General features: G+C 66.6%; 26 protein-coding genes. 8 read left to right on the top strand and 18 right to left on the bottom strand.

Translation table 11 applies throughout. The features are described from left to right. Positions 1-59: 59 nt before the first annotated feature. A complete protein-coding gene (locus ACE3Q6_RS15160) occupies positions 60-884 on the bottom strand; it encodes a DUF6473 family protein (RefSeq protein ID WP_374434043.1) in 825 nt (274 codons plus the stop codon). 162 nt (positions 885-1,046) lie between these two features. Between ACE3Q6_RS15160 and ACE3Q6_RS15155 the strand changes: the two genes are divergently transcribed. Continuing rightward, positions 1,047-1,922 (top strand): 3-hydroxybutyryl-CoA dehydrogenase, encoded by an 876-nt coding sequence (locus ACE3Q6_RS15155; RefSeq protein ID WP_374434041.1) that lies wholly within the window; start codon positions 1,047-1,049, stop codon positions 1,920-1,922. A gap of 45 nt (positions 1,923-1,967) precedes the next feature. Here ACE3Q6_RS15155 and ACE3Q6_RS15150 read toward each other — a convergent pair whose 3' ends face one another. From ACE3Q6_RS15150 to ACE3Q6_RS15120, 7 genes are read right to left on the bottom strand one after another with little or no spacing between them, the layout of a single operon-like run. Next, positions 1,968-2,852, bottom strand: coding sequence for a lysophospholipid acyltransferase family protein (locus tag ACE3Q6_RS15150; protein ID WP_374434039.1), 885 nt, complete (start codon positions 2,850-2,852; stop codon positions 1,968-1,970). A 49-nt stretch (positions 2,853-2,901) separates the two neighbouring features. Next, on the bottom strand, positions 2,902-3,171 hold the full coding sequence (locus ACE3Q6_RS15145; protein WP_374434037.1) for an HPr family phosphocarrier protein: 270 nt from the start codon (positions 3,169-3,171) through the stop codon (positions 2,902-2,904). A gap of 11 nt (positions 3,172-3,182) precedes the next feature. Continuing rightward, the gene (locus tag ACE3Q6_RS15140) at positions 3,183-3,578 is read right to left on the bottom strand and encodes a PTS sugar transporter subunit IIA (protein WP_374434035.1); all 396 of its coding nucleotides are present in this window, start codon (positions 3,576-3,578) and stop codon (positions 3,183-3,185) included. Continuing rightward, entirely contained in the window at positions 3,575-4,489 is a 915-nt protein-coding gene (rapZ, locus tag ACE3Q6_RS15135) for an RNase adapter RapZ (RefSeq protein WP_374434032.1), read from the bottom strand. The genes ACE3Q6_RS15140 and rapZ overlap by 4 nt, the downstream gene beginning before the upstream one ends. 18 nt (positions 4,490-4,507) lie before the next feature. Beyond that, positions 4,508-4,930 carry an HPr kinase/phosphorylase gene (locus ACE3Q6_RS15130; RefSeq protein ID WP_374434030.1) on the bottom strand — a complete coding sequence of 141 codons (423 nt, stop codon included), beginning with the start codon at positions 4,928-4,930 and terminating at the stop codon, positions 4,508-4,510. Then, positions 4,927-6,621 (bottom strand): sensor histidine kinase, encoded by a 1,695-nt coding sequence (locus tag ACE3Q6_RS15125; RefSeq protein WP_374434028.1) that lies wholly within the window; start codon positions 6,619-6,621, stop codon positions 4,927-4,929. The genes ACE3Q6_RS15130 and ACE3Q6_RS15125 overlap by 4 nt, the downstream gene beginning before the upstream one ends. A gap of 12 nt (positions 6,622-6,633) precedes the next feature. Next, positions 6,634-7,335 (bottom strand): response regulator transcription factor, encoded by a 702-nt coding sequence (locus ACE3Q6_RS15120; protein WP_137111551.1) that lies wholly within the window; start codon positions 7,333-7,335, stop codon positions 6,634-6,636. A gap of 356 nt (positions 7,336-7,691) precedes the next feature. On the opposite strand from ACE3Q6_RS15120, the gene ACE3Q6_RS15115 reads away from it, so the two are divergent. Continuing rightward, positions 7,692-9,290, top strand: a complete 1,599-nt coding sequence (locus ACE3Q6_RS15115) for a phosphoenolpyruvate carboxykinase (RefSeq protein ID WP_374434025.1) — start codon at positions 7,692-7,694, stop codon at positions 9,288-9,290. Between the two features lie 34 nt (positions 9,291-9,324). Next, entirely contained in the window at positions 9,325-9,825 is a 501-nt protein-coding gene (locus ACE3Q6_RS15110; protein ID WP_374434023.1) for a DUF2243 domain-containing protein, read from the top strand. Here the strand turns inward: ACE3Q6_RS15110 and ACE3Q6_RS15105 are convergent. Next, positions 9,803-10,576: a sulfite exporter TauE/SafE family protein gene (locus ACE3Q6_RS15105; protein WP_374434021.1), complete on the bottom strand. Its 774-nt coding sequence runs from the start codon at positions 10,574-10,576 to the stop codon at positions 9,803-9,805. The two genes, ACE3Q6_RS15110 and ACE3Q6_RS15105, sit on opposite strands and share 23 nt — an antisense overlap. Positions 10,577-10,640: 64 nt before the next feature. On the opposite strand from ACE3Q6_RS15105, the gene ACE3Q6_RS15100 reads away from it, so the two are divergent. From ACE3Q6_RS15100 to ACE3Q6_RS15090, 3 genes are all read left to right on the top strand, one after another. Next, entirely contained in the window at positions 10,641-11,159 is a 519-nt protein-coding gene (locus ACE3Q6_RS15100) for a hypothetical protein (protein ID WP_374434019.1), read from the top strand. A 111-nt stretch (positions 11,160-11,270) separates the two neighbouring features. Beyond that, positions 11,271-12,932 (top strand): acyl-CoA dehydrogenase family protein, encoded by a 1,662-nt coding sequence (locus ACE3Q6_RS15095; RefSeq protein ID WP_374434017.1) that lies wholly within the window; start codon positions 11,271-11,273, stop codon positions 12,930-12,932. A 56-nt stretch (positions 12,933-12,988) separates the two neighbouring features. Next, positions 12,989-13,999, top strand: a complete 1,011-nt coding sequence (locus ACE3Q6_RS15090; RefSeq protein ID WP_374434015.1) for an SDR family oxidoreductase — start codon at positions 12,989-12,991, stop codon at positions 13,997-13,999. On the opposite strand, the gene ACE3Q6_RS15085 is transcribed toward ACE3Q6_RS15090, so the two are convergent. Beyond that, positions 13,996-15,219: an MFS transporter gene (locus tag ACE3Q6_RS15085; protein WP_374434012.1), complete on the bottom strand. Its 1,224-nt coding sequence runs from the start codon at positions 15,217-15,219 to the stop codon at positions 13,996-13,998. The two genes, ACE3Q6_RS15090 and ACE3Q6_RS15085, sit on opposite strands and share 4 nt — an antisense overlap. Before the next feature lie 62 nt (positions 15,220-15,281). After that, positions 15,282-16,001 carry a DNA repair protein RecO gene (gene recO / locus ACE3Q6_RS15080; protein WP_374434010.1) on the bottom strand — a complete coding sequence of 240 codons (720 nt, stop codon included), beginning with the start codon at positions 15,999-16,001 and terminating at the stop codon, positions 15,282-15,284. A 79-nt stretch (positions 16,002-16,080) separates the two neighbouring features. Here recO and ACE3Q6_RS15075 point away from each other — a divergent pair, with 79 nt between their 5' ends. Next, on the top strand, positions 16,081-16,683 hold the full coding sequence (locus ACE3Q6_RS15075; RefSeq protein WP_374434008.1) for a Pr6Pr family membrane protein: 603 nt from the start codon (positions 16,081-16,083) through the stop codon (positions 16,681-16,683). Here the strand turns inward: ACE3Q6_RS15075 and ACE3Q6_RS15070 are convergent. Further along, a complete protein-coding gene (locus ACE3Q6_RS15070; RefSeq protein WP_374434005.1) occupies positions 16,672-17,007 on the bottom strand; it encodes a DUF1491 family protein in 336 nt (111 codons plus the stop codon). The two genes, ACE3Q6_RS15075 and ACE3Q6_RS15070, sit on opposite strands and share 12 nt — an antisense overlap. A gap of 72 nt (positions 17,008-17,079) precedes the next feature. Beyond that, a complete protein-coding gene (gene era, locus ACE3Q6_RS15065; RefSeq protein ID WP_374434003.1) occupies positions 17,080-17,991 on the bottom strand; it encodes a GTPase Era in 912 nt (303 codons plus the stop codon). Between the two features lie 119 nt (positions 17,992-18,110). Between era and ACE3Q6_RS15060 the strand changes: the two genes are divergently transcribed. Continuing rightward, positions 18,111-18,689, top strand: coding sequence for a thermonuclease family protein (locus ACE3Q6_RS15060; RefSeq protein ID WP_374434001.1), 579 nt, complete (start codon positions 18,111-18,113; stop codon positions 18,687-18,689). Here the strand turns inward: ACE3Q6_RS15060 and rnc are convergent. The 5 genes from rnc to ACE3Q6_RS15035 are packed head-to-tail and all read right to left on the bottom strand — an operon-like array spanning position 18,686 to position 22,181. Then, positions 18,686-19,372, bottom strand: a complete 687-nt coding sequence (gene rnc / locus ACE3Q6_RS15055; RefSeq protein WP_374433999.1) for a ribonuclease III — start codon at positions 19,370-19,372, stop codon at positions 18,686-18,688. The two genes, ACE3Q6_RS15060 and rnc, sit on opposite strands and share 4 nt — an antisense overlap. Before the next feature lie 4 nt (positions 19,373-19,376). Beyond that, a complete protein-coding gene (gene lepB, locus ACE3Q6_RS15050; RefSeq protein ID WP_374433996.1) occupies positions 19,377-20,180 on the bottom strand; it encodes a signal peptidase I in 804 nt (267 codons plus the stop codon). Positions 20,181-20,230: 50 nt separating this feature from the next. Then, on the bottom strand, positions 20,231-20,656 hold the full coding sequence (gene acpS, locus ACE3Q6_RS15045; protein WP_374433993.1) for a holo-ACP synthase: 426 nt from the start codon (positions 20,654-20,656) through the stop codon (positions 20,231-20,233). 46 nt (positions 20,657-20,702) lie between these two features. Beyond that, on the bottom strand, positions 20,703-21,461 hold the full coding sequence (locus tag ACE3Q6_RS15040; RefSeq protein ID WP_374434079.1) for a pyridoxine 5'-phosphate synthase: 759 nt from the start codon (positions 21,459-21,461) through the stop codon (positions 20,703-20,705). Positions 21,462-21,500: 39 nt separating this feature from the next. After that, positions 21,501-22,181 carry a DUF2062 domain-containing protein gene (locus ACE3Q6_RS15035; protein ID WP_374433991.1) on the bottom strand — a complete coding sequence of 227 codons (681 nt, stop codon included), beginning with the start codon at positions 22,179-22,181 and terminating at the stop codon, positions 21,501-21,503. Positions 22,182-22,210: the final 29 nt, after the last annotated feature.

The following is a 22,210-nucleotide window of genomic DNA, read 5'->3' as shown; positions in this document are numbered from 1 at the left end:
TGGGCGATATCGCCCATCCGACGCACCGGATCCGGAAGGGCCGCCATAGGGCGGCCCTTTCAGTTTTGGAGAAGCGCCTTGACGACCGGGGCCAGCTTTGCGGCGACTTCGGCATGTATCGCGGCCCCGGGCAGGCAGGCGGCAAGGGCGGCCTCGGTCTCGGGGTAGGTCATGTCGAACGGGGCAAGCGCCCGCGCCCGCCTGCTGGGCGTGGCGATGACCACCTGGTCCACCTCGCCCTGCAGCGCATCCAGCATGGCCCTGTCGATGAAGGGCGGCGCGGGGTCCAGCGCCAGCGCCTGGTCCGGCGGCGGGGCGTCGGCCAGCCAGAGCAGCACACGCCGTCCCGGCAACTGACCCAGAAGCCGGCGCATCCGGTCCATCCATGCGTCTTTCAACCCGTTGACCACCTGGGCGAAGGCGATGGGATCGCTCCGCTCCAACACCTGCAGGAGATGGCGGGTGAAGTGCACCTCGGCGAAGTCCACCGTGGGGAAGAGCGCGCGCAGTGCAGGGGTTGCGGCAAGGAAACGGTCGTTCCGCCGACTGTGCACGCTGTAATAGGGGTTCGTCAGCGCCTCAGCCCCCGTGACCTGCACGACAGCCACCTGCGCCCGGGCGGCGACTGCCAGTGCGGCCGGGTCCGACAGGTAGAAATCCGGGCCCGCGTTCAGCCCGCCAAGGTTCGCGACCGGACGGCCCAAGGCCGTTTCCACCAGCGCGGGGAAGGGCTGCGCCACGTACTTCCCGAAGGTGGAGGACCCGCCCAGCATCGCGACGAAGGGTTGCGTCAGCACCCGCTCCGGCCCCCGGAACAGCGTCTTCGACGCGCCATAGCGGCACGGAAAATAATCCAGCCCCTCCGCTTCCGCCAGAATCGACATCATCCCACCACCCGTTTCCAGTCTACCCGCCACAAAGCCTGCCCGACGGTGGTTGCCGAATGGCTAAAATCGGGCGGTTCGTTAAAGGTCTAGGCATTTCCCTCGCCTTGCGCCGGGGGGACCGGGCGGGCATAACCGGGGTCGAAAGACGGAGGTCAAGCGATGGACATCAAGCAGGTGGGCGTGGTGGGTGCGGGACAGATGGGCAACGGGATCGCCCATGTCTTTGCCCTTGCGGGCTATGACGTGCTGATGACCGACATCTCGGAGGAGAGCCTTCAGAAGGCGCTTGCCACCATCGAGAAGAACCTCGACCGCCAGGTCAGCCGCGGCAAGGTCCTGGCCGCCGACAAGCGCGCGGCGATGGAGCGGATCAAGACCACGCTGAAACTGACCGACCTGGGCCAGTGCGACCTCATCATCGAGGCCGCCACGGAACGCGAGACCGTGAAGCAAGCGATCTTCGAGGACCTCCTGCCGCATCTGAAGCCCACGACGATCCTGACGTCGAACACCTCGTCAATCTCGATCACCCGGCTGGCGTCGCGCACCGACCGGCCGGAAAAGTTCATGGGCTTCCACTTCATGAACCCGGTCCCGGTGATGCAGCTTGTCGAGCTGATCCGCGGCATCGCCACCGACCAGGAGACCTGGGAGACGCTGCACGAGGTGGTGCGCAAGCTTGGCAAGACCGCCTCCAGCTCCGAGGACTTCCCGGCCTTCATCGTCAACCGCATCCTGATGCCGATGATCAACGAAGCGGTCTATACTTTGTACGAAGGCGTGGGCTCGGTGAAGTCGATCGACGAGTCGCTGAAGCTTGGCGCCAACCACCCGATGGGGCCTTTGGAGCTGGCGGATTTCATCGGGCTGGACACGTGTCTTTCGATCATGAACGTCCTGCACGAGGGGCTGGCGGATACGAAGTATCGGCCTTGTCCCCTGCTGACCAAGTACGTCGAGGCCGGGTGGCTGGGGCGGAAGACCCAGCGGGGCTTCTATGATTATCGGGGCGAAGTGCCGGTGCCGACGCGGTGAAGCGATCCTTCGCAGAAGGCTCGTGAACTATTCTTATGTGAAAAATCAGGATTTGCCGGCCAAGCCCAGCGTATGCTCCCGAAGCCAGGCAAGGAACCCCCGCGGGTTGCCTTCCCACTTCTTCAGCTCTTCCGCCGGGATCGGCGCACCGATCACGGGCCGGGTCGGTTTGAAGAGACACCGCTTGATCTCATACAGCAAGAGCCCCTGACGGATCGTGTCCGACAGCTGGTTGGCGATCTGGAACGCGCGTGAGTTCTGGCCGGGGAAGTAGATCGGCAGGATCGTCGCGCCGGTCGATTTGACGATCTTGTGGGTGAAGACGTTCCACTCCCCCTCGACCGCGGGGCCCCACCAGCCTTCGGACATTGCGACCTTGCCGGCCGGGAACAGGATGATCACCCCCCCGGCCTTCAGATGCGCCATCGTCTCGTCCCGCATCTGCAGGCCCAGCTCGCGGGCGTTGTCCTCGTGCGGGAAGGGGACGGGGATCATGAACTCCTCGACCTCGGGGATGCCGGTCAGCAGGGACCGCGTCAGGATCTTGAAGTCGGACCGCACGCGGTTGACCATCTCGGCCAGCACCATGCCGTCCACCAGCCCCGAGGGGTGGTTCGACACCACGACCAGGGGCCCGGTCTTCGGGATCAGGGCGATTTCCTCGGGCGGGGTTTCGATCCGGATGCCCATGTGGCGGATCGCCTTCGGCCAGAAGGGCGCGCCATGCGGGGCGCCGGACTTCTCGAAGCTGCGGATCAGGCGCAGAAGCTGGACCTTTGCGGTCAGCCATTCCAGCGCACGGATCGAGTTGGCCTTCCAGGGATTCTTGAAGGTGCCCGCATAGGACAGCCGCCGCATGTCATACGGACGGTCAGCCGGGACGGCCGCAGACGACGGCGTCTCGGATACGATCTGGCTGTGGTCAGTCACTCAGCGGCTATCCCCAGGGGTGGCCCCGCGCAGAGTCGGGGCATCCGCCTCAATAGTCCTCTCCGAACCGGGCCGCAACAAGCGCCTCCAGTGCATCGGCGAGTTTCTCCGCGTCTTCGCCACTGGTCGTGACGTCAATCGTGGTCCCGCGCGAGGCGCCCAGCATCAGCAGGCCCATGATCGAATCGCCCGAAACCTCCATCCCGTCCTTGGCGACCGAGGCGCGGGCCTCGTGCGCTTCCACCACTTCGACGAACTTGGCACTGGCGCGGGCATGAAGGCCCTTCTCGTTCACGATCTTCAGCGTGCGGCTGGTCATGCAGGGTTCCTTCAGGCCCCGCCGCCGAGGTCGAGGCTGTTGATGTACTTGCGGCCCGCGTCCAGCGCGGCGGCCACGGCCTCAGGAACACCCAGGTCGCGCGATTTGGCAAGCTTGATCAGCATGGGCAGGTTGGCGCCGTAAAGGATGCGGCGGCCGCTCGTGGCACAGGCCGGCAGCGACAGGTTCGAGGGAGATCCTCCGAACATGTCGGTCACCAGCACCACGCCATGCCCGGTGTCGACGGCATCGGCGGCGGCGCAGATCTCGGCCTGCTTGGCGCTGCGGTCATGGTCATCCTCGATGGCAATGGCGCGCACCCCGTCCTGACGGCCCACGACATGCTCGACCGCCGAGAGATATTCCCGCGCCAGACCGCCATGTGCCACGATCACGATACCGATCAAGCGCCCGCCACCTTCATTACTTCGGGGTCATGGGCCGCGGCCTTGCGTTCCAGTTCCCGGTGCCGTTTTGACACTGGCCAGCCCGCCTCTGCAAGCGCTGAACCGACCATTTCCGCCATGGCCACCGACCTGTGTTGCCCTCCGGTACAACCGAAGCCGATGGCGAGATGCGCCTTTCCCTCCTCGAGATGGGCCGGAAGCAGAAAGGTCAGAAGGTCGCTCACCTTCCGGAAGAATTCCTCGAAGCGCGGGTCGGCGCGGACGAAGGCCTCGACCGCCGGGTCGCGCCCGTCCAGCGCCCGCAGCGCCGGTTGCCAGTGGGGATTCGCGAGGAAGCGGCAGTCGAAGATCATGTCCACGCCGCGCGGGATGCCACGCTTGTAGCTGAAGGACTGCACCGACACCGAAAGCCGGCCCGAGGGCATGATGTCGAAGATCGCCGCCAGCTCGGCCTTGAGGTCGTGCTGCGTCAGTTCAGTCGTATCGATCAGGTGGTCCGCCCGGACCCGGATCGGCGCCAGAAGGTCGATCTCGCGCTCCACCCCTTGCGCGGGCGTCTCGGCCTGGGCAAGGGGGTGCCTCCGCCGGGTTTCCGAAAAGCGCTGGATCAGGACCGAGGGCGCGCAATCCAGATAAAGCACCTCCAGCTGCACGCGGGGGTCGCGGGTCAGGCTGTCGATCAGCTCGATCAGCGCGGTGGCGTTGAAGTCGCGGTTGCGGACGTCCAGCCCCAGGACGATCGGCCGGTCCAGCGGCGCGCCTTCGACCAGACGGGGGACCAGAGAGAGGGGGATATTGTCGATGCCTTCGTACCCAAGATCCTCCAGCACGCGGATCGCCGTCGTCCGCCCGGCGCCCGAGGGGCCGGTGACGAAGACAAGACGGTGGTCATGGGTCGGGTCGGGTATCATGCGAAATCCAGGCGAACGTCATGCCTGACGACCGTGCTTAAGATAAAGCATCAAGGCGTCGGGAAAATGGTCATTTTGCGCGTGCAGCACAAGGGGAACCTCAGTTCCCAGAATCGTGACCGTCCGGACGGGCGGCAGGCGCTGACTTTCGACCTGGCCAAGATCGACGACCAGCGCGATGTCCGCACTTTCGATCCAGGGCGCGCGCAAAAGACCCAGGCCCCGTGCCTCGATCAGCCCCCGGAACTCGGCCTTCGGACAGCTTGCGACCAGCCCGTCGCCCCCCCGCGCCACCCGCGTCAGATCATCCGAGACCAGCGCCGCCCCCAGAGAGACAAGCCGCAGCGCCAAGGATGATTTTCCTGCACCCGAAGGTCCCAGGATCAAGAGGCCCCGGCCTTCGACGGCCACGCAGCTTGCGTGCAGGATTTCCGCGGTCACACCGGCAGGCCGACGACGAAACGCGCGCCCAGGGGTTCCGAGGTCGGATCGGCCGCCGTGGGTCGGATGTTCTCGGCCCAGATGACGCCGCCATGCGCCTCGACGATCTGCTTCGAAATCGCCAGACCCAGGCCGGAATGCTTGCCGAATTCGGACTGCGGGCGTTCGGAATAGAACCGTTTGAACACCTTGGTCAGCGCCTGTTCCGGGATGCCCGGTCCGGTGTCCTCGACCACGATCAGCACCCGGTTCTCACGCCGCCGGGCCCAGACGCGGACGGCATCGCCATCCTCGCAGAAGGAAATCGCGTTGGTGACGAGGTTCACGAACACCTGCGCCAGCCGCGCCTCCAGCCCGTGGATGGTGATCGGGTCGGACGGCAGGTCGATGATGAAATCCACGCCCTTCTCACCGGCCTGCTGCGACAGGTACTGGCAAAGGTTCGAGAGCGTCTTGAGAAGGTTGAACTCCTCCTCTTCCTCCTTCACCAGCTCGGAATCCAGTCGCGAGGCGTTGGAGATGTCGCTGACCAGCCGGTCCAGGCGACGGACGTCATGCTCGATCACGTCCAGCAGCTTGTCGCGGTGTTCGTCCTTCTTGACGAACCGCAGCGAGCCGACGGCCGACCGCAGCGACGCCAGCGGATTCTTGATCTCGTGCGCCACGTCGGCGGCGAACTGTTCGTTGGCGTCGATCCGGTCATACAGCGCCGAGACCATGCCCCGCATGGCAACGGACAGCCGGCCGATCTCGTCCGGGCGGGCCGCAAGGTCGGGGATGCGGACCCGGCTTGGCGCCACCCGGCGCGAGTCGCGGTCGCGGCCCACTTCCGCCGCCGCCGCCAGGTCCGACAGCGGGTTCGAGATGGTCGAGGCCAGCATGAGGCTAAGGCTGATCGACAGGACCACGGCCAGCACGAACATCTGCAGGATCTGCTCGCGTTCATAGCGCACCAGGCGGTCGATCTCCTGGCTGTTCGAGGTGACGGCAACGACCCCCACCAGGTCGCCCGAAATGCTAATGGGCGTAGCGACGGTGAAGTAGATGCTGCCTTCGCCGTTGCGGGTGATGCGGGTCACCACCTCGCCGCCCCGCGCGCCCTCGAAAGCCGCCCGCGCGTTGTCGGCCGGGTCGATCGTCTCGGTCCGGTCAGCCTGGCCCTGTCGGAACAGCACGGTCACGATGTTCCAGACGCCTTCCAGGAAGTCGGTCAGGATCGTTGGCTGGTCGGGGTTGGTCACGAGTGTCCCCGTCCCCTGCCCGACGCGCGAGGCAAGCAGCGCCCCGGTCGGATCGAAGACGAAGACCTCCAGCACCGGGTCAAGCTCGATGTCCTGCAGCGGCGTCCGGAAGTCGAAGCCCGTGTTGCCCGACCGCAGATGCGCCTCGTAGACGGCGGAAATCAGTTCGGCCTGGCGCACCATTCCAAGCTGGCGCTGCAGCGCCAGGCTGTCGCGGAACGGGTTCATGAACAGCACGCCCACGGCCAGAAGCACCAGCGCCATCAGGTTGAAAACGATGATCTTCCGCGCCAGCGGCGAGCGGTTCAGCCCGACGATGCTGCGCCCGCCGCGGCCTTCCTTCAACCGCTCGACGGTGGCGTCGGGGGAAACCCAGTCCTCGCCCAGAAGGACGTCGCCCGACCGCTTTGGCCGAACGTCATTGGGGTTGAGCCTGGGGGCCGAGGTCATGTCGGGCGACCGTTACTCTTCGTTGTAGCGGTAGCCGATGCCGTAGAGCGTTTCGATGGCCGAGAACGTGTCGTCGACCGACCGCATCTTCTTCCTCAGCCGCTTGATGTGGCTGTCGATGGTCCGGTCGTCGACATAGACCTGGTCGTCATAGGCCACGTCCATCAGCTGGTCGCGGCTTTTCACGAAGCCGGGCCGCTGAGCCAACGCCTGCAAAAGCAGGAACTCGGTCACCGTCAGCGCGACCTCCTTGCCCTTCCAGGTCACCGAATGGCGCAGCGGGTCCATGCGGAGCGCACCCCGCTCCATCATCCGGGTCTCTTCGGTGGCGGCCGCTTCGCCCGTATTGATCGCCTCCTGTCGGCGCAGAAGCGCGCGGATGCGTTCCACCAGAAGCCGCTGGCTGAAGGGCTTCTTGACGTAGTCGTCCGCGCCCATCCGCAGACCGAGGACCTCGTCGATCTCGTCATCCTTCGAGGTCAGGAAGATCACCGGGATCGAGGTCTTCTGCCGCATGCGCTGCAACAGATCCATCCCGTCCATCCGGGGCATCTTGATATCCAGGACCGCCATGTCCGGCATCCGACGGCTGAACGCCTCGAACGCGGACTGGCCGTCGTTGTAGGTTTCGACCTCGAAGCCCTCGGCCTCAAGGGTCATGGCGACCGAGGTCAGGATATTCCTGTCATCGTCGACAAGGGCGATGCGGGACATCTGCGTGCCTCCCTTAAAACTGCTGCTGCCTTATTGTTTTGACCGACATTTTCGGGGTTGCCCCCCGGATAATCAACAGAAATCCGAATCACCCCTGAAACAATGCGTCAAAGGGTGACAATTTAGCCAATCCCGGTGACAATTTCCGACCCCTTCCGGCAGGGCCTTGCCGATGGTGGCGCTAACGGCGGAATGATTGCGCTAACTGTTTGAAAACACGCTATTCTCGTGCAAAAATCCCATGCTATAGGCCCCTTATGGCCGGCCCCCACAAGGGCTTGTCACGGCATTCATTGGCCCGGATGCCGACCCATCTGAACCGCCGCAAGCGGCTTGCGGCAACGGGAGCTTGCAGGATGACCCAAGGACGCGTGAACCCCAACCAGACGCTGGAGACGCAAGGCATTACGGGTGTGGCGGTGGCCCACTACAACTATGTCGAGTCCGCGCTGGTCGAGGCCGCCGTGTCGCGCGGCGAGGGCCGCCTTGGGCGCGGAGGCGCTTTCCTCTGCACCACCGGCCAGTTCACCGGCCGTTCGCCCAAGGACAAGTTCGTCGTCCGCAGCGCCACCACCGAAGACACCATCTGGTGGGACAACAACGCCGCCATGACGCCCGAGGCCTATGCTCGCCTCAAGGCCGACATGCTGGCCCATGTCCAGGGGCGTGAGCTCTTCGTCCAGGACCTCTACGCCGGGGCCGATCCGATCCACCGGCTGGACGTGCGCGTGGTGACCGAGCTGGCCTGGCACGGGCTTTTCATCCGTCACCTCCTCCGCCGTCCCGACCGGGCCGAGCTGGACAGCTTCACCCCCGACTGGACCATCATCAACTGCCCGTCCTTCAAGGCCGACCCGGCCCGCCACGGCACGCGGACGGAAACCGCCATCGTCCTCAACTTCGACGACAAGACCGTCCTGATCGCCAACACCGCCTATGCGGGTGAAAACAAGAAGTCGGTCTTCACCATCCTGAACTACCTCCTGCCCGCCAAGGGTGTGATGGCCATGCACTGCTCGGCCAACCATGCCATCGGCAACCCCGTGGACGCCGCCGTCTTCTTCGGCCTCTCCGGCACCGGCAAGACCACGCTCTCCGCCTCGCCCGACCGCACGCTGATCGGCGACGACGAACACGGCTGGTCCGACCGCGGCATCTTCAACTTCGAGGGCGGCTGCTACGCCAAGACCATCGACCTTAGCCCCGAGGCCGAGCCGGAAATCTATGCGACCACCCACCGGTTTGCGACCGTGGTGGAGAACATGGTCTACGACCCCGAAACGCTGGAATTGGACTTTTCCAACCGCAGCCTCACCGAAAACACCCGCTGCGCCTATCCGTTGGAGGCGATTTCGAACGCCAGCGCCACTGGCCTGGGCGGCCATCCGCGCCATGTCGTCATGCTGACCTGTGACGCGTTCGGCGTGTTGCCCCCCATCGCGCGGCTCAGCCCCGCGCAGGCGATGTACCACTTCCTCTCCGGCTTCACCTCCAAGGCCGCCGGGACGGAACGTGGCATCACCGAGCCGCAGCCCACCTTCTCCACCTGCTTCGGTGCGCCCTTCATGCCGCGCCGGCCCGAGGTATATGGCAAGCTTCTGCAGGCCAAGATCGCCAAGCATGGCGCCTCCTGCTGGCTGGTGAACACCGGCTGGACCGGTGGCGCCTATGGCACGGGCAAACGGATGCCGATCAAGGCCACCCGCGCGCTTCTGGCCGCGGCACTGGACGGCTCGCTGGGCAATGGGACGTTCCGCAAGGACCCGAACTTCGGCTTCGAGGTCCCGGTCCAGGTCCCGGGCGTCGATGCCACCCTCCTCGACCCGCGCCGCACCTGGGCGGACCCTGCCGCCTACGACGCGCAGGCGGCGAAACTGGTGGGCATGTTCCAGAAGAACTTCGCCCAGTACGTGCCCTTCATCGACGCCGACGTGAAGGCCGCCGCCATCGGCTGACGGAACAAGTCGGGCATCCGCCGGTTCGCCGGGGATGCCCCTTTCCTCCCAGACCATACCCCAGGCACCCACGCCGCCCCGGCCCTTTCCGACCGGCGGAGCCATCCTCCTCGGCGCGGGCCTGGGAGGGTTCTTCGACGGGATCGTGCTGCACCAGGTCCTGCAATGGCATCACATCGCCTCCTCGGCCGGCGTCCCCGTGGACACGGTCGACGGGTTGCGGATGAACACCCTTTTCGACGGGCTTTTCCACCTTGCCACCTGGATCATGACGGCCGCAGCCATCGCCCTCCTCTGGCGCGGCGCGCGGCGCGGAGCGCGGCTTCTCTGGTCGCGCCTGATTGGCGGTGCGCTCATGGGCTTCGGCCTCTTCAACCTGATCGAGGGCCTGGTGAACCACCAGCTCCTCGGCCTTCACCACGTGAACGAGACCGCACCCCCCGGCCAGTGGCTGGCCTGGGACCTGGGCTTCCTCGCCTCTGGCCTTGTGCTTCTGGCCGCAGGCTACGGGCTCAGCCGAAAAGCGCCTGCCTGACCATGTTCAGCCCCGTCAGCACCAGAAGCCCCTGCGTCCAGCGCCGGAAGCGGGCCTGGTCCAAGCGATCCTGCACAACATAGCCCAGGTAAAGCCCCGCCAGAGCCGGCAGACAGAGCGCGGCGGAAAAGCCCAAGGCGGGTCCCGTCGCGATGCCGGTCCCAAGGTGCGACACCAGAAGCGCCACCGCGCCGATCAGGAAGACTACGCCCTGCGCGCGGATCATCGTCACCTTGTCCGCCCCGGTGGACAACAGGAAGACCAGAAGCGGCGGCCCCCAGATGCCAGAGACCCCGCCGTAAAGCCCGCCGATCACCCCCAGCCCCCATTCCGCCCGGTCGCGATGGTGCAGCTTGATCGCCAGGCTCTTGCCCATCAGCTGCAGCGCCGCGAAGAGGCTGATCGGGATCCCCAGCATCAGCAGGTAGACCACCCTCGGGATCGCATCGGCGAAGGGCGCGGACACCGCGATGAACACCACCGTCGCCACCAGGAACCTCCGATAGGTCCGCGCCGTCTCGACCGCCGGTCCCACACCCTGCCGGAACGCCTGGCTCAGGTTCGTCACCAGCGTTGGCAGGATCAGCCCGGCCAGCGCCAGCTCCTGCGGCAGGAACACCGCAAAGCCGGACACCAGGATCATCGGCATCGCAAATCCGACCGCGCCCTTGACGAAGCCCGCAAACAGCGTGATCGCCAGCGCCGCCGCAAAGGCCTGGCCCGACAGACCGCCAGAGACGAATTCGAACATGACTTGCCCTTTCCGCCCCCTTGTGGCGCACTCTCCCGGCAGGGGAAAGGCCCGGGAGACGGAAATGCGAACGCTGGCACTGGCAATTGCGCTGGCCCTGACGACCCCGCTTCGCGCCGACCCGGCCCTGCCGCAGGCCGCAACCAGCGTCGCGCGGCTGGAGGTCGGCGTCTTCTGTGCGCTGCAGGCGATGGACCAGCGCCCTGCCCCGGGGACCCTGACCGGCTGGATACACGTCCCAGACAGCGTGATCGACTTCCACTGGCCCGACCGCCAGGTGGTCCCCGCGCAGATCGGCCTTGCCTTCGGGATCAAGTCCCGCATGGCCCCGGGCCTGTTCCTTGACGGCGAAATGCGGGTCTACCGCCCCGGCTCCTCCACGCCCGAAACCTGGGACTCCAGCTTCACCGACCTTTCCGACCAGTTCGCCTTCTTCCGCTTCGACCGCGAGGATGAGCTTATCCCCGGCCCCTGGCGGTTCGAGGCCTGGGCGGGCGACGAACTCCTTTACACGGTGCCCTTCGAGGTGGTCCCGGCCGAGGCCCTTCCCGAAATCGCCCAGGCCTGCGGGGGCATCTCGTGAATCGGCTGCGACATTTTCATTCGCCGTGATGATCGGTGTTGAAATCTTGTTGCTCTGCGGTTGCGAAGGCGCTACCTCTTCGCAGATGCAGAATCTTGCCGGAGCCGACCGATGCCTGACGGACAAGTCATGACCGAAACCCCGATCCTTGCCGACCTTCAGGCCCTGACCGCCGCCGCCCTCCCCGAGGTCGAGGCGCTGTTCGCGCAGGCCCGCGATACGCTGAAGGCCCAGGTCTCGGCGGGTGGCAAGGTTTCGAACCAGGCGCTGGAGGCGCGCCAGTTCCAGGCCCATGCGCTCGCCTGGCTTGCCACCTATGTCGAAGCCCTGCGCCAGCTGGACGCCTGGGCTGGACGGCTGAAAGAGGCCGGGCAGTTCGGCCAGATGGAGACGCTGATCCTCCAGATCGGCTTCGGGGAATACCTGACCCAGATCGCGGGCGGCATCCCGATGAGCCAGACGGAATTCGCCCGTCTCTCTGACCTTGGCCTGACCTGGACCCCAGGCACCGCCGCCGCGACGTTGATGGCGCAGGGCAACTCTGCCGAAGCGCGCCACGCCCTCGTCGCCCTGATGCGCGACAACCACGGGCGGGCGACCTTCGGGGCCACGGGCCTCGACGAAGAGCTGGAGATGATCCGCGACCAGTTCCGCCGCTATGCCGACGACAAGGTCATCCCCCGCGCGCATGACTGGCACCTGAAGGACGAGCTGATCCCGATGGAGGTGATCCAGGAACTCGCCGAGATGGGCGTCTTCGGTCTGACGATCCCGGAAGCCTACGGCGGCTTCGGCCTGTCCAAGGCCTCGATGGTCGTCGTCTCCGAGGAACTCTCGCGCGGCTACATCGGCGTGGGCTCGCTTGGCACTCGGTCGGAAATTGCCGCCGAGCTGATCCTTTGCGGCGGGACGGAAGAGCAGAAGCAGAAGTGGCTCCCCGGCCTCGCCTCCGGTGAAATCCTGCCGACCGCGGTCTTCACCGAACCGAACACCGGCTCCGACCTCGGCTCGCTGAGGACCCGCGCGCGGAAGGACGGCGACGACTGGATCATCACCGGCAACAAGACCTGGATCACCCACGCCGCCCGGACGCACGTCATGACCGTCCTTGCCCGAAGCGTCGAAGGCACCACCGACTACCGCGGCCTCTCGCTCTTCCTCGCCGAAAAGACGCCCGGCACGGACGAGACTCCCTTCGTCGACCAGGGCCTGTCCGGCGGAGAGATCGAGGTGCTCGGCTACCGCGGCATGAAGGAATACACCGTCAACTTCGACGACTTCCGGGTGAAGGGGGAAAACCTCCTGGGCCAGGTCGAAGGCCAGGGCTTCAAGCAGCTGATGCAGACCTTCGAATCCGCCCGCATCCAGACCGGCGCCCGCGCCATCGGCGTCGCGCAGTCGGCGCTGGAAACGGGGATGCAATATGCCGAGGACCGCAAACAGTTTGGCAAGTCGCTGATCGAGTTCCCCCGGATCGAGTCGAAGCTCGCCATGATGGCGGTCGAGATCATGATCGCCCGCCAGCTGACCTACTTTTCGGCCTGGCAGAAGGACCACGACAAGCGCTGCGACTTGGAGGCCGGGATGGCCAAGCTCCTCGGCGCCCGCGTCGCCTGGGCCAGTGCCGACAACGCCTTGCAGATCCACGGCGGCAACGGCTTTGCGCTGGAATACCGGATCAGCCGCATCCTCTGCGACGCGCGCATCCTGAACATCTTCGAAGGCGCCGCCGAGATCCAGGCACAGGTGATCGCCCGCCGCCTACTGGAGTAAGGGTTGCATTGCAGCCCGGCTCGCCTAACCTTTAGAAAGGGTAGGGAGTGTCGGGCATGGACCTTGTGCTGCTGACCGGGATCTCCGGTTTCATCGCGAAGCATGTGGCCCTGAAACTGCTGAATGCAGGCTACGCCGTGCGCGGCACCCTGCGCCGGCTGGACCGGGCCGACGAGGTCCGCGCTGCCCTGGCCCCGTATCTTACCGAAAGCGCGGGCGCGATGACCTTCCACCAGGCCGACCTCGAATCCGATACCGGATGGGCCGAAGCGATGGCCGGTGTCTCCGCCCTGGTCCACACCGCCTCGCCCTTCCCCATCGCCCAGCCGAAGGACCCCGCCGTGGTCATCCGCCCTGCCGTCGAAGGGACCGAGCGCGTGTTGAAAGCCGCCGCCGCCGCTGGCGTTACTCGCGTCGTGCTGACGTCCTCCACCGTCGCCGTCATCAACGAGGGCAAGCCCGACACCCTGCAGGACGAGGCCGACTGGTGCGACACCCACCTGCCCAGCACCACGCCCTATGCCAAGTCCAAGACCCTGGCCGAGCGCGCGGCCTGGGAGATTGCCAAGGCCCGGGGCCTGAAGCTTACCACCATCAACCCCGGCCTCGTCCTTGGCCCGCCGCTGGACGAACACTACGGCTCGTCGCTTACGCTGGTCGAACGCTTCCTCAAGGGCAAGGACCCGATGCTGCCCCCGATGGGCCTGCCCGTGGTCGACGTCCGCGACGTGGCCGAGATGCACCTGCGCGCGCTGCAGCGCCCCGAAACTGAAGGACGGCGCTACCTTGCCTCCTCCGGCTCGATGGCCTTCGTTGACATGGGCCGCACGCTCAAGGCCGCCTACCCCACCCGCCGCATCCCGACGCGCGAGGCGCCCAAGGCCATCGTGCGGCTCCTCTCGCTCTTCGACCCGACGATCAAGTCGATCCTGCCCAAGCTCGGCCATCTGGAACGGGTGTCCAACGCACGTGCGGTCAGCGAGATGGGGATGGAGTTCATCGCCCCCAAGGCCGCCCTCCTCGCCTCGGCCGATTGGCTGGTCAAGCACGGCAGGATCTGGGCCTAGGCCGCGACGCCCCCGCGCGACGGCCGTTGCGCCCCCAGCCTCGGGTGCAGCCGCCCGGCCACCGCCCAGGACGCCAGCAGCCCCAGGCCTGCGGCCACGAAGATCCCCGGCAAGGGTGCCACCCAGAGAACCAGCCAGGCCGCCCCCGGCGTCAGGATTGACGACACGTCGCGGAAGCTGGAATAGACCGCAGACATCTCGGTCCGCTCGCTGGGTTTGACCGACATCAGGAAGGGCAGGCCACCGACCACATCCAGCATCACCAGGAAGATCGAGGCCGCCATGCAGAAGGCCACCGTCGTCCAGGGCAGGAAGGCCATCAGCCCCGCCGCCAGGAACAGCGCCCCGCAGAAGCCGAAGGCCGCCCGGACCGACCGCCGCACCGACATCCGCCGCCCCAGCCGGTTCAGCGCCGGGGCCGCGAAGAGGAGCGCGTTCGATATGGACAAGGCAATGCCACCGACCTTGTCCCAGAGCCCCGCCTCGATGCAGAAAATCGGCAAGTAGACGACATAAACCCACCAGCCGCAGGACCGCATCACCGCGAACATCCAGCCCGCGATCAGCCTCGGCTGCTTGAAGAACCGCCCCAGGTAACCCACCGGGTTCACCGCCGGCCGCTTCGCCCGCTGGATCTGCTTGCCGTTCCCCAGCCGCAAGACCCAGAACGCCGTCAGCTGCATCAGCGCAAACACCCCCGCCAGGATGAACGGCGCGGGTGCCCAGTGGTCATGCAGCCAGACCCCCGTCATCGGCCCGATCGCCCAAGGCGCCGCTGCATAGAGCATCTGCGTCGACTGGCTTTTGCCCAGGTTGGTGCGGTCGACATAATCCAGCACATAGGCGTTCAGGCAGACGAAGGTCGTCGCCGTCGCCATCGCGTTGCAGGCAAGCGACATCGGCACCGACCACCAGGTCCCCAGGACCGCCAGCCCCATCCCCACCAGGTACAACAGGCACCCGCCCGTATAGGCCCAGCGCCGCGGGATCAGGCGGGTCGCCCAGGGCACCATAAGCCCCCAGACCAGAGCAACGATCCCGGCCAGGAAATAGACCAGCGACGTCAACTGCGCATCCTGCAGCGCCGCATAGACCGCCAGCGGCATGGCCGAGATCAGTGTGCCCCGCACTGCCGCTTCCAGCCCCGACAGAAGCGCGAAATGCTCGATGCGGGGCGTGGGGCTGTAGCGCAGCGCCAGCGGAATATAACGGTTGGCCATGCCTCGACTTGGACCGGTTGCCCCCGGTTCCGTCTGTCACAAACCCGACATTCTCCGTCGTATCAGACCGACCGGCACAAGAGGTCCACCAGCCGTGACCGTGCCTCGGGCAGGGGTCGGTCGTGCAAGACGGGCCGCAGTTCGCGGTCGAGGAAGAACCCGGTCAAGCGCAACCCCATCAGCACCCCCTCGGGCGTAAGCGCCCCCTTGCCCTCCAGCCCCTCGGGCAAGGGCAACAGCCGATCCGCCCAGTCCCCCGCGCCCTTCGCCGTGACGGCGCGGCCCGACTTGGGGCTGACATAGGCCAGCCCCTCGGTCGCCCCGGTCACGGCGCACGTGGTCAGGTCCAGCCCGAAGCCGATCTCCTCCAGAAGGCACAACTCCCACCGGACATAGTCCGCCGTCCACCCCTCCACCCCCAGCCGATCCATCAGCCCAAGGGTCTTCCGCCACAGCGCCGGATGCGGCTCCCGCTCCGGCAGCGCCTCATGCAGCAGCGCGCAGACCGCCATCAGCCCGGCCAACGCCAGCCGGTCGCCCAACAGATGCGCCCGCGACTGCAAGGGCTCCACCGTGAAGCTGCCGATATGATCGTCCAGCCGCGCCCGCCATTCCAGTGTCAGCCCGGTCCCCGGCTGCAGGGTTGCCGCCATCTTGCGCGAGGACCCGCCGCGCACGACGCCCATGTGGCGGCCATGCGCAGCCGTCATCACCTCGATGATCGCCGAGGTCTCGCCATGCGTCCGCATGGACAGAAGGATGCCTTCGTCGCGCCAGTCCATCCCGGGACTATCCGCCGCGGCCCCACCGCGCGCAAGGCCGCGCCATTGAAGCCCCGCCCGGCGCACCTATCCTTCGCGGATGCCCTCCTACCCGTCCCGAGCCCTTGCCGCCCTCACCGCCGCGACCGCGCTTGCGGCCATCGCCCTGCAGCTCCCGCTCGCTGCCACGGCACCCGGTCGCCCCCCGGACACCGCCGCCTGGTGGTGGCTTGCCGGCTACTTCACCATCCTTACGAACGGCGCCGTAGCGCTCCTGATGGGTGCCACCGCCCTCGGCGTCCGCTTGTCGGCGCGGCTCCAGGGAGGTCTTGTGCTGTCGATCCTGATGGTTGGCCTTGTCTACCACGCCCTCCTCGCCCGTCTCTGGGCTCCCGAGGGGCTGGCCTGGTGGACGGACCAGGCGCTCCACACCGCCACACCGCTGCTTACCCTGGCTTGGTGGCTGACCTTCGGGGACCGACGTGTCACCATCCGCGACCTGCCCTCCTGGCTGATCTGGCCCGCGCTCTACGCCGTCTACGCCCTGGTACGCGGAGCCCTGACCAGCTTCTGGCCCTACCCCTTCCTCGACGCCGATACTCTCGGCTGGCCGCAGGTCGCGCTCAATGTCGCCGGGATGGTCCTTGCCTTTGCCGCGCTCGGCCTTTGCCTCATCGCGCTGGCCCGGGCCTCACTCCGATAGGCCTGGCTCCTCCAGGAGAGTCCGCCCCTGCCGATCCTCCAGCTCGATCACCCAGAGGTCCGGGTCCCGCGCGCGGGTCCGCGAGATCAATGCATCCACCTCCCGCTCCTCACACTCGGCGAGCAGGATCCAGGCCCGCGCCCCGGTCATAAGGTCCGACCGCCGTTCATAGGCCCGGGCCGTGCCGTCCATGAGCGCCACCTTCACCACCACCGCCCCGGCCTCCGCGTCGCCCTTCGCCGTCACATAGGCCGGAATATCCGCAAGCCGCAGCCGCGTGAGATAGGCCGAGACCCAGACGCCCGAGGCCAGCCGCGGCGTCATCGCGGCACCGCACGCCCGGGACCAAATTCCTTCGAAGGAACTTGCAAAAGTCTTCGAAGACTTTTGGTCCCCTCAGACATCGCCGTCCTTGAAGTCGAGGCCCATCTCGGAATAGCGCTCGGCCTCCTCCAGCCAGTTCGGCCGCACCTTCACCTGCAGGAAGAGGTGCACCGTCCGCCCCAAAAATTCGGAAATCTCCGCCCGCGCCGCCTGGCCGATGGCCTTGATCGTCTCGCCCCGGTTGCCCAGCACGATCCCCTTGTGCCCGTCCCGCGCGACATAGACCACCTGGTCGATCCGCGTCGTCCCGTCGGGCTTGTCTTCCCACTTCTCGGTCTCGACGGTCAGCTGGTAGGGCAGCTCCTCATGCAGCCGCAGAGTCAGCTTCTCCCGCGTCATCTCGGCCGCGATCATCCGCATCGGCAGGTCGGCGATCTGGTCCTCCGGGTAATACCACGGCCCTTCCGGAAGGTTCTCCCCGAGCCACTCCTTCAGGTCCTCGACCCCATAGCCGCGCTCGGCGCTGATCATGAAGGTCTTGGCGAAGGGAAAGGCCTTGTTCGCCTCCTCGGCCAGCGCGAGCAGAGTCTCGGCCTTCACCCGGTCGATCTTGTTGATCGCCAAGGCCACGGGCTTGCCCTTCGGCATCTCGTCCCGCAGCCGGTCGATGATCGATTGCGCGCCTTCGGTCAGCCCGCGATGCGCCTCGATCAGCAACACGATCACGTCCGCATCCGAGGCCCCGCCCCAGGCCGCCTTGACCATGCTCCGGTCCAGCCGCCGCCGGGGCCGGAAGATGCCGGGCGTGTCGACGAAGACGATCTGCGCCTCCCCCGCCATCGAGATCCCCCGGATCCGCGCCCGCGTCGTCTGCACCTTGTGGGTGACGATGCTGACCTTCGCCCCGACCATCCGGTTCAGAAGCGTGGACTTGCCGGCGTTCGGCTCTCCGATCAGGGCAACGAAGCCCGCGCGCGTGGTCATGTGGTCTGGTGATCCTTTGCTTGATCAGCGGCCCTTACGGGAAAAGTGGGGGAAATGCCAGTTGGCTTTCAAGGGACAAGCAGTCATCCTCTTCCCATTGCTCCTTCGAGTCGTTTGCCATGGGCATTCTCCGTCTCCTCTTCCGCGCCTTCTCGCGCTCGCGCCGTCCAAAGCTGGTGGTGGTCGAGAGGGATACGTCGGTCATCCACGTTCCTGAAGGCCGGATGCCGCGACCGACGGAGGATCAGCGAGGCCGACCACCGCCAATCATTGCGGTTCAGCAGACCACCCAGATCAAGATCGTAGAGGTGCAGGAACTGCGGGGCCGTGCCTGGGTCATCGACGGCGATACAATCGACATAAGTGGCACGCGGATTCGTCTGTCCGGAATTGACGCACCCGAGATGGATCACCCCTACGGAAAGAATGCCAAGTGGATGCTTGTAAACCTGTGCAAGGGACATGAGGTGCGCGCAGTTTTCGATGGCGACCTATCGCACGACCGCACCGTAGCTACCTGCTACCTTCCCGACGGGCGCGATCTGTCGGCCGAGATGGTCAAGGCGGGCATGGCAATAGACTGGAGAAAGTTCTCGGGGGGCAAATACCGGGGTCTCGAACCGGACGGGATCAGAAAGAAGCTCTGGCGCTGCGACGCTCGGCAGAAGGGATTGATGCCACCGGGTCTGCCCGACTAGCCCTCTCCGCCCACCCGCTCCAGAAGGAGCCGAGCCGCCGCCTGTTCGGCCACGCGCTTCGATCCCGCCGTCGCCTCCGCCGTCTCGCCATTCGCCAGCGTGACCCGCACCGTGAACTGCGGCGCGTGGTCGGGGCCGGAGCGGCCAGCTTCCTCGTACCCCGGCGGCGGCATCCCCCGCGCTTGCGCCCATTCCTGAAGCGAGGTCTTGGCATCCCGCGCGTCGGGCTCCACCGACGCGATGCGCTTGCCCCAAAGCCGCAGGACCAGCGCCCGCGCCGCCTCGAAGCCCGCGTCCTGGTAGACAGCCGCGATCACCGCCTCCATCGCGTCGCCGAGAAGCGCCTCCTTCCGGCGGCCCCCGGTCAGCATCTCGCTGCGGCCAAGCTTCAGGACGTCCCCCAGGCCTACCTCCCGCGCCACGTCGGCGCAGGTCTCCTTCCGGACCAAGGCGTTGAACCGAGGTGCCAGCTGCCCCTCGCGCGCGCCCGCGTCGGCCGCCAGAAGCGCCTCGGCCATCACGAGGCCCAGGACCCGGTCGCCCAGGAACTCCAGCCGCTGGTTGTCCGGCCGCGTCGCCGTCCCGATCGAGGCATGGGTGACCGCGCGCAGCAAGAGGTCGGGCTTCCGGAACGTGTGCCCCAGCCGATCCTGGAAGGCCAGCAGGTCCGCCGACAGCCTCACGCGCTTACTCGATCGCCTTGAAGAAACGATCGGCGCGCCAGGTCCAGAAGAAGAACAGGCTGCGGCCCGCGGACGAGAACATGATCCGGTCCGCCCGGCCGATCAGGTATTCCGCCGGCAGGAAGCCAACCCCGCCCACCGACTGCGGGAAGCGGCTGTCGGTCGAGTTGTCGCGGTTGTCGCCCATCACGAAGTAATGGCCTTCGGGCACGGTGAAGACGTCGGTGTTGTCCCCGGCCCCGTCCGTGTCGATGTTCAGCACATGGTGCTGGCGGCCCTCGGGCAGGGTCTCGATGAAGCGGCTCTTCTGGCAGATACCGCCCTCGCCCACCGCGCCGTTCTCGCAGCGCGGGCGGTTGCGCATGGGCCCCTGGGCTTCCATGATCTCTTCGAAGACGCCATCCGGCTGCTGAGGCGCCGCCGCGCCATTGATGTACAGAACGCCGTCCCGCATCTGCATCTTGTCGCCCGGCAGGCCCACCAACCGCTTGATGTAGTCCGACCCGGCCGTCGGATGGCGGAACACCACCACGTCGCCCCGCACCGGATCCGACCCCAGCACCCGACCCTCGACCGGGCAGAGGCTGATGGTGGTGAAGGGGATCTCGCAGGAATAGCGCGAATAGCCGTAGGCCATCTTGTTGACGAAGAGGAAGTCGCCGATCAGGAGCGTGTCCTTCATCGACTCGGACGGGATCCAGAAGGGCTGGAACAGGATCGACCGAAAGGCGATCGCGATCACCAGGGCCCAGAAGACCGTCTTGATCGTCTCGACGATGCCGCCATCGCCCTTGTCCCTGCTTGCCATGTCGTCTGCCTCTTGCGTTTTCCGCTACATGCGCGCCGGGTCGGGGGGAGTCAAGCGTGGGGGGCTACGCCGGGAACCAGCGGACGCGCCTCGATCACCACGAAGGCCTGCGCCCAGGGGTGGTCGTCCGTCAGCGTGACATGGATCACCGCCTCGTGACCCTCGGGCGTCATGGCGCGCAGCCTTTCGGCCGCCCAGCCCGTGACATGCATCACCGGCTGGCCCGACCGCAGGTTGGTCACGGCCATGTCCTTCCAGGCGATCCCCATGCGAAGGCCGGTGCCAAGCGCCTTCGAGCACGCCTCCTTCGCCGCCCAGCGTTTCGCATAGGTCGCGGCCACGGCGCGGGGGCGGCTGTCGGCCTTCTTCTGCTCGGTCTCGGTAAAGACGCGGTCCTTGAAGCGGTCGCCGTGGCGGGCCAGAGTCGCCTCGATCCGCTCGATGTTGCACAGGTCGCTGCCGATGCCCAGGATCATGCCCCGTCACCCGGCGCAACGCCGATTTCCGTTTCGGAAATCGGTCTCACGCCGCGCCCCCGCGGGCCAGATCCATCCGGCGGCGCATCTCCTCGATGGCCGGTTCCAGGCCGCGGAAGATCGCCTCTCCGATCAGGAAATGGCCGATGTTGAGTTCCGCGAGCTCCGGGATCGCGGCGATGGGTTCCACATTGTCATAAGTCAGCCCGTGCCCGGCATGGACCTCCAGCCCCAGGCTGGCCGCCAGTTCCGCCCCGGCCTGCAGCGAGGCCAGCTCGCGCTCGGCCAGGGACGTGTGCCCATCGGCCAGCAGTTCGGAATAAAGCCCCGTGTGCAGCTCCACCACCGCCGCGCCGATCCGGGCGCTGGCTTCGATCTGGCGGGGGTCGTGGCTGATGAACATGCTGACCCGGCAGCCCGCGTCGCGCAGGGGGGCGATGTAGTCGGCCAGCCGGTTCTGGTCGCCCGCCACGTCGAGGCCGCCCTCGGTCGTCCGCTCCTCGCGCTTCTCGGGGACCAGGCAGACCGCATGCGGCTTATGGCGCAGGACGATGGCCTGCATCTCGGCCGTGGCGGCGCATTCGAAGTTCAGCGGGATCGCGATCCCAGCCATCAGGGCCTCGATGTCGGCATCGCGGATGTGGCGGCGATCCTCGCGCAGGTGAGCGGTGATCCCATCCGCACCCGCGGTCTCGGCCAGAAGGGCCGCCCGCAGCGGGTCCGGCCAGGCGCTGCCACGGGCGTTCCGCACCGTCGCGACGTGGTCGATGTTCACCCCGAGCCTCAGCTTGCCCGGCGTCTTCAGTGAATGGGTCATTCCGGCCTTCCCGCGTTTTCCGACAGTCTAGGGCGTTCCGGGGCTGTCGTCATCGTCCTCGCCGCCCTTTTCGCTGCGGCGTTTCAGCTTGGCCGCGGCTTCGGCCAGCTTGGCCCGCATCTTGCCGCGACGCTCGGCCCGTTCATGCGCCGTGGCGGCGCGGGCTTTCTGGTAGGCCTCGACCAGCGGGATCGTCACGTAATAGGCGATGGCGCTGATCACGATGGCCGGCCCCAAGGCGCCGATCAGCCAGGGCAGGTAGATCTCGTTGAAGAACTGGATCAGCCCGTCCCACTGCGCCTTTTCCGGCCCGAACAGCGCCATGACGTTGAACCAGAGGTCGTGACCCGCATTCTCCAACGCTCCCAGGATATACTGGGCATTCAAGGGGGCCTCGATGCCAAGCATCCAGTGGCCCAGCCAGACCGCGAACACGGTGAATGGAGGGGTCGTCAGCGGATTGGTGTTGAAGGTGCCCAGAAGGGCCGCCAGCACGTTGCCGCGCATCAGCCGCGCCATGCCCCAGGCCGCCAGGAATTGCAGGCCCGGCAAGGGCAGGAAGCCGATGAAGAACCCAGCAAAGACACCGCGGGCGACCCGGTGCGGCTGGTCAGGCAGGCGGCGCATCCGGTAGACGACATAGCGCGTCGCCCGTTTGAAGCCCGAGCGCGGATAGACCTGCTCGCGCAGCCACGCGCCCCAACTCAACGGATCTCTACGCCTGAAAACCAACGCCG

It is taken from the genome of Tabrizicola sp., assembly GCF_041913445.1.
GTDB lineage: Bacteria > Pseudomonadota > Alphaproteobacteria > Rhodobacterales > Rhodobacteraceae > Tabrizicola.
The sequence above is the reverse complement of the archived record's forward strand: the minus strand, read 5'-3'. Positions and strand labels throughout refer to the sequence as shown.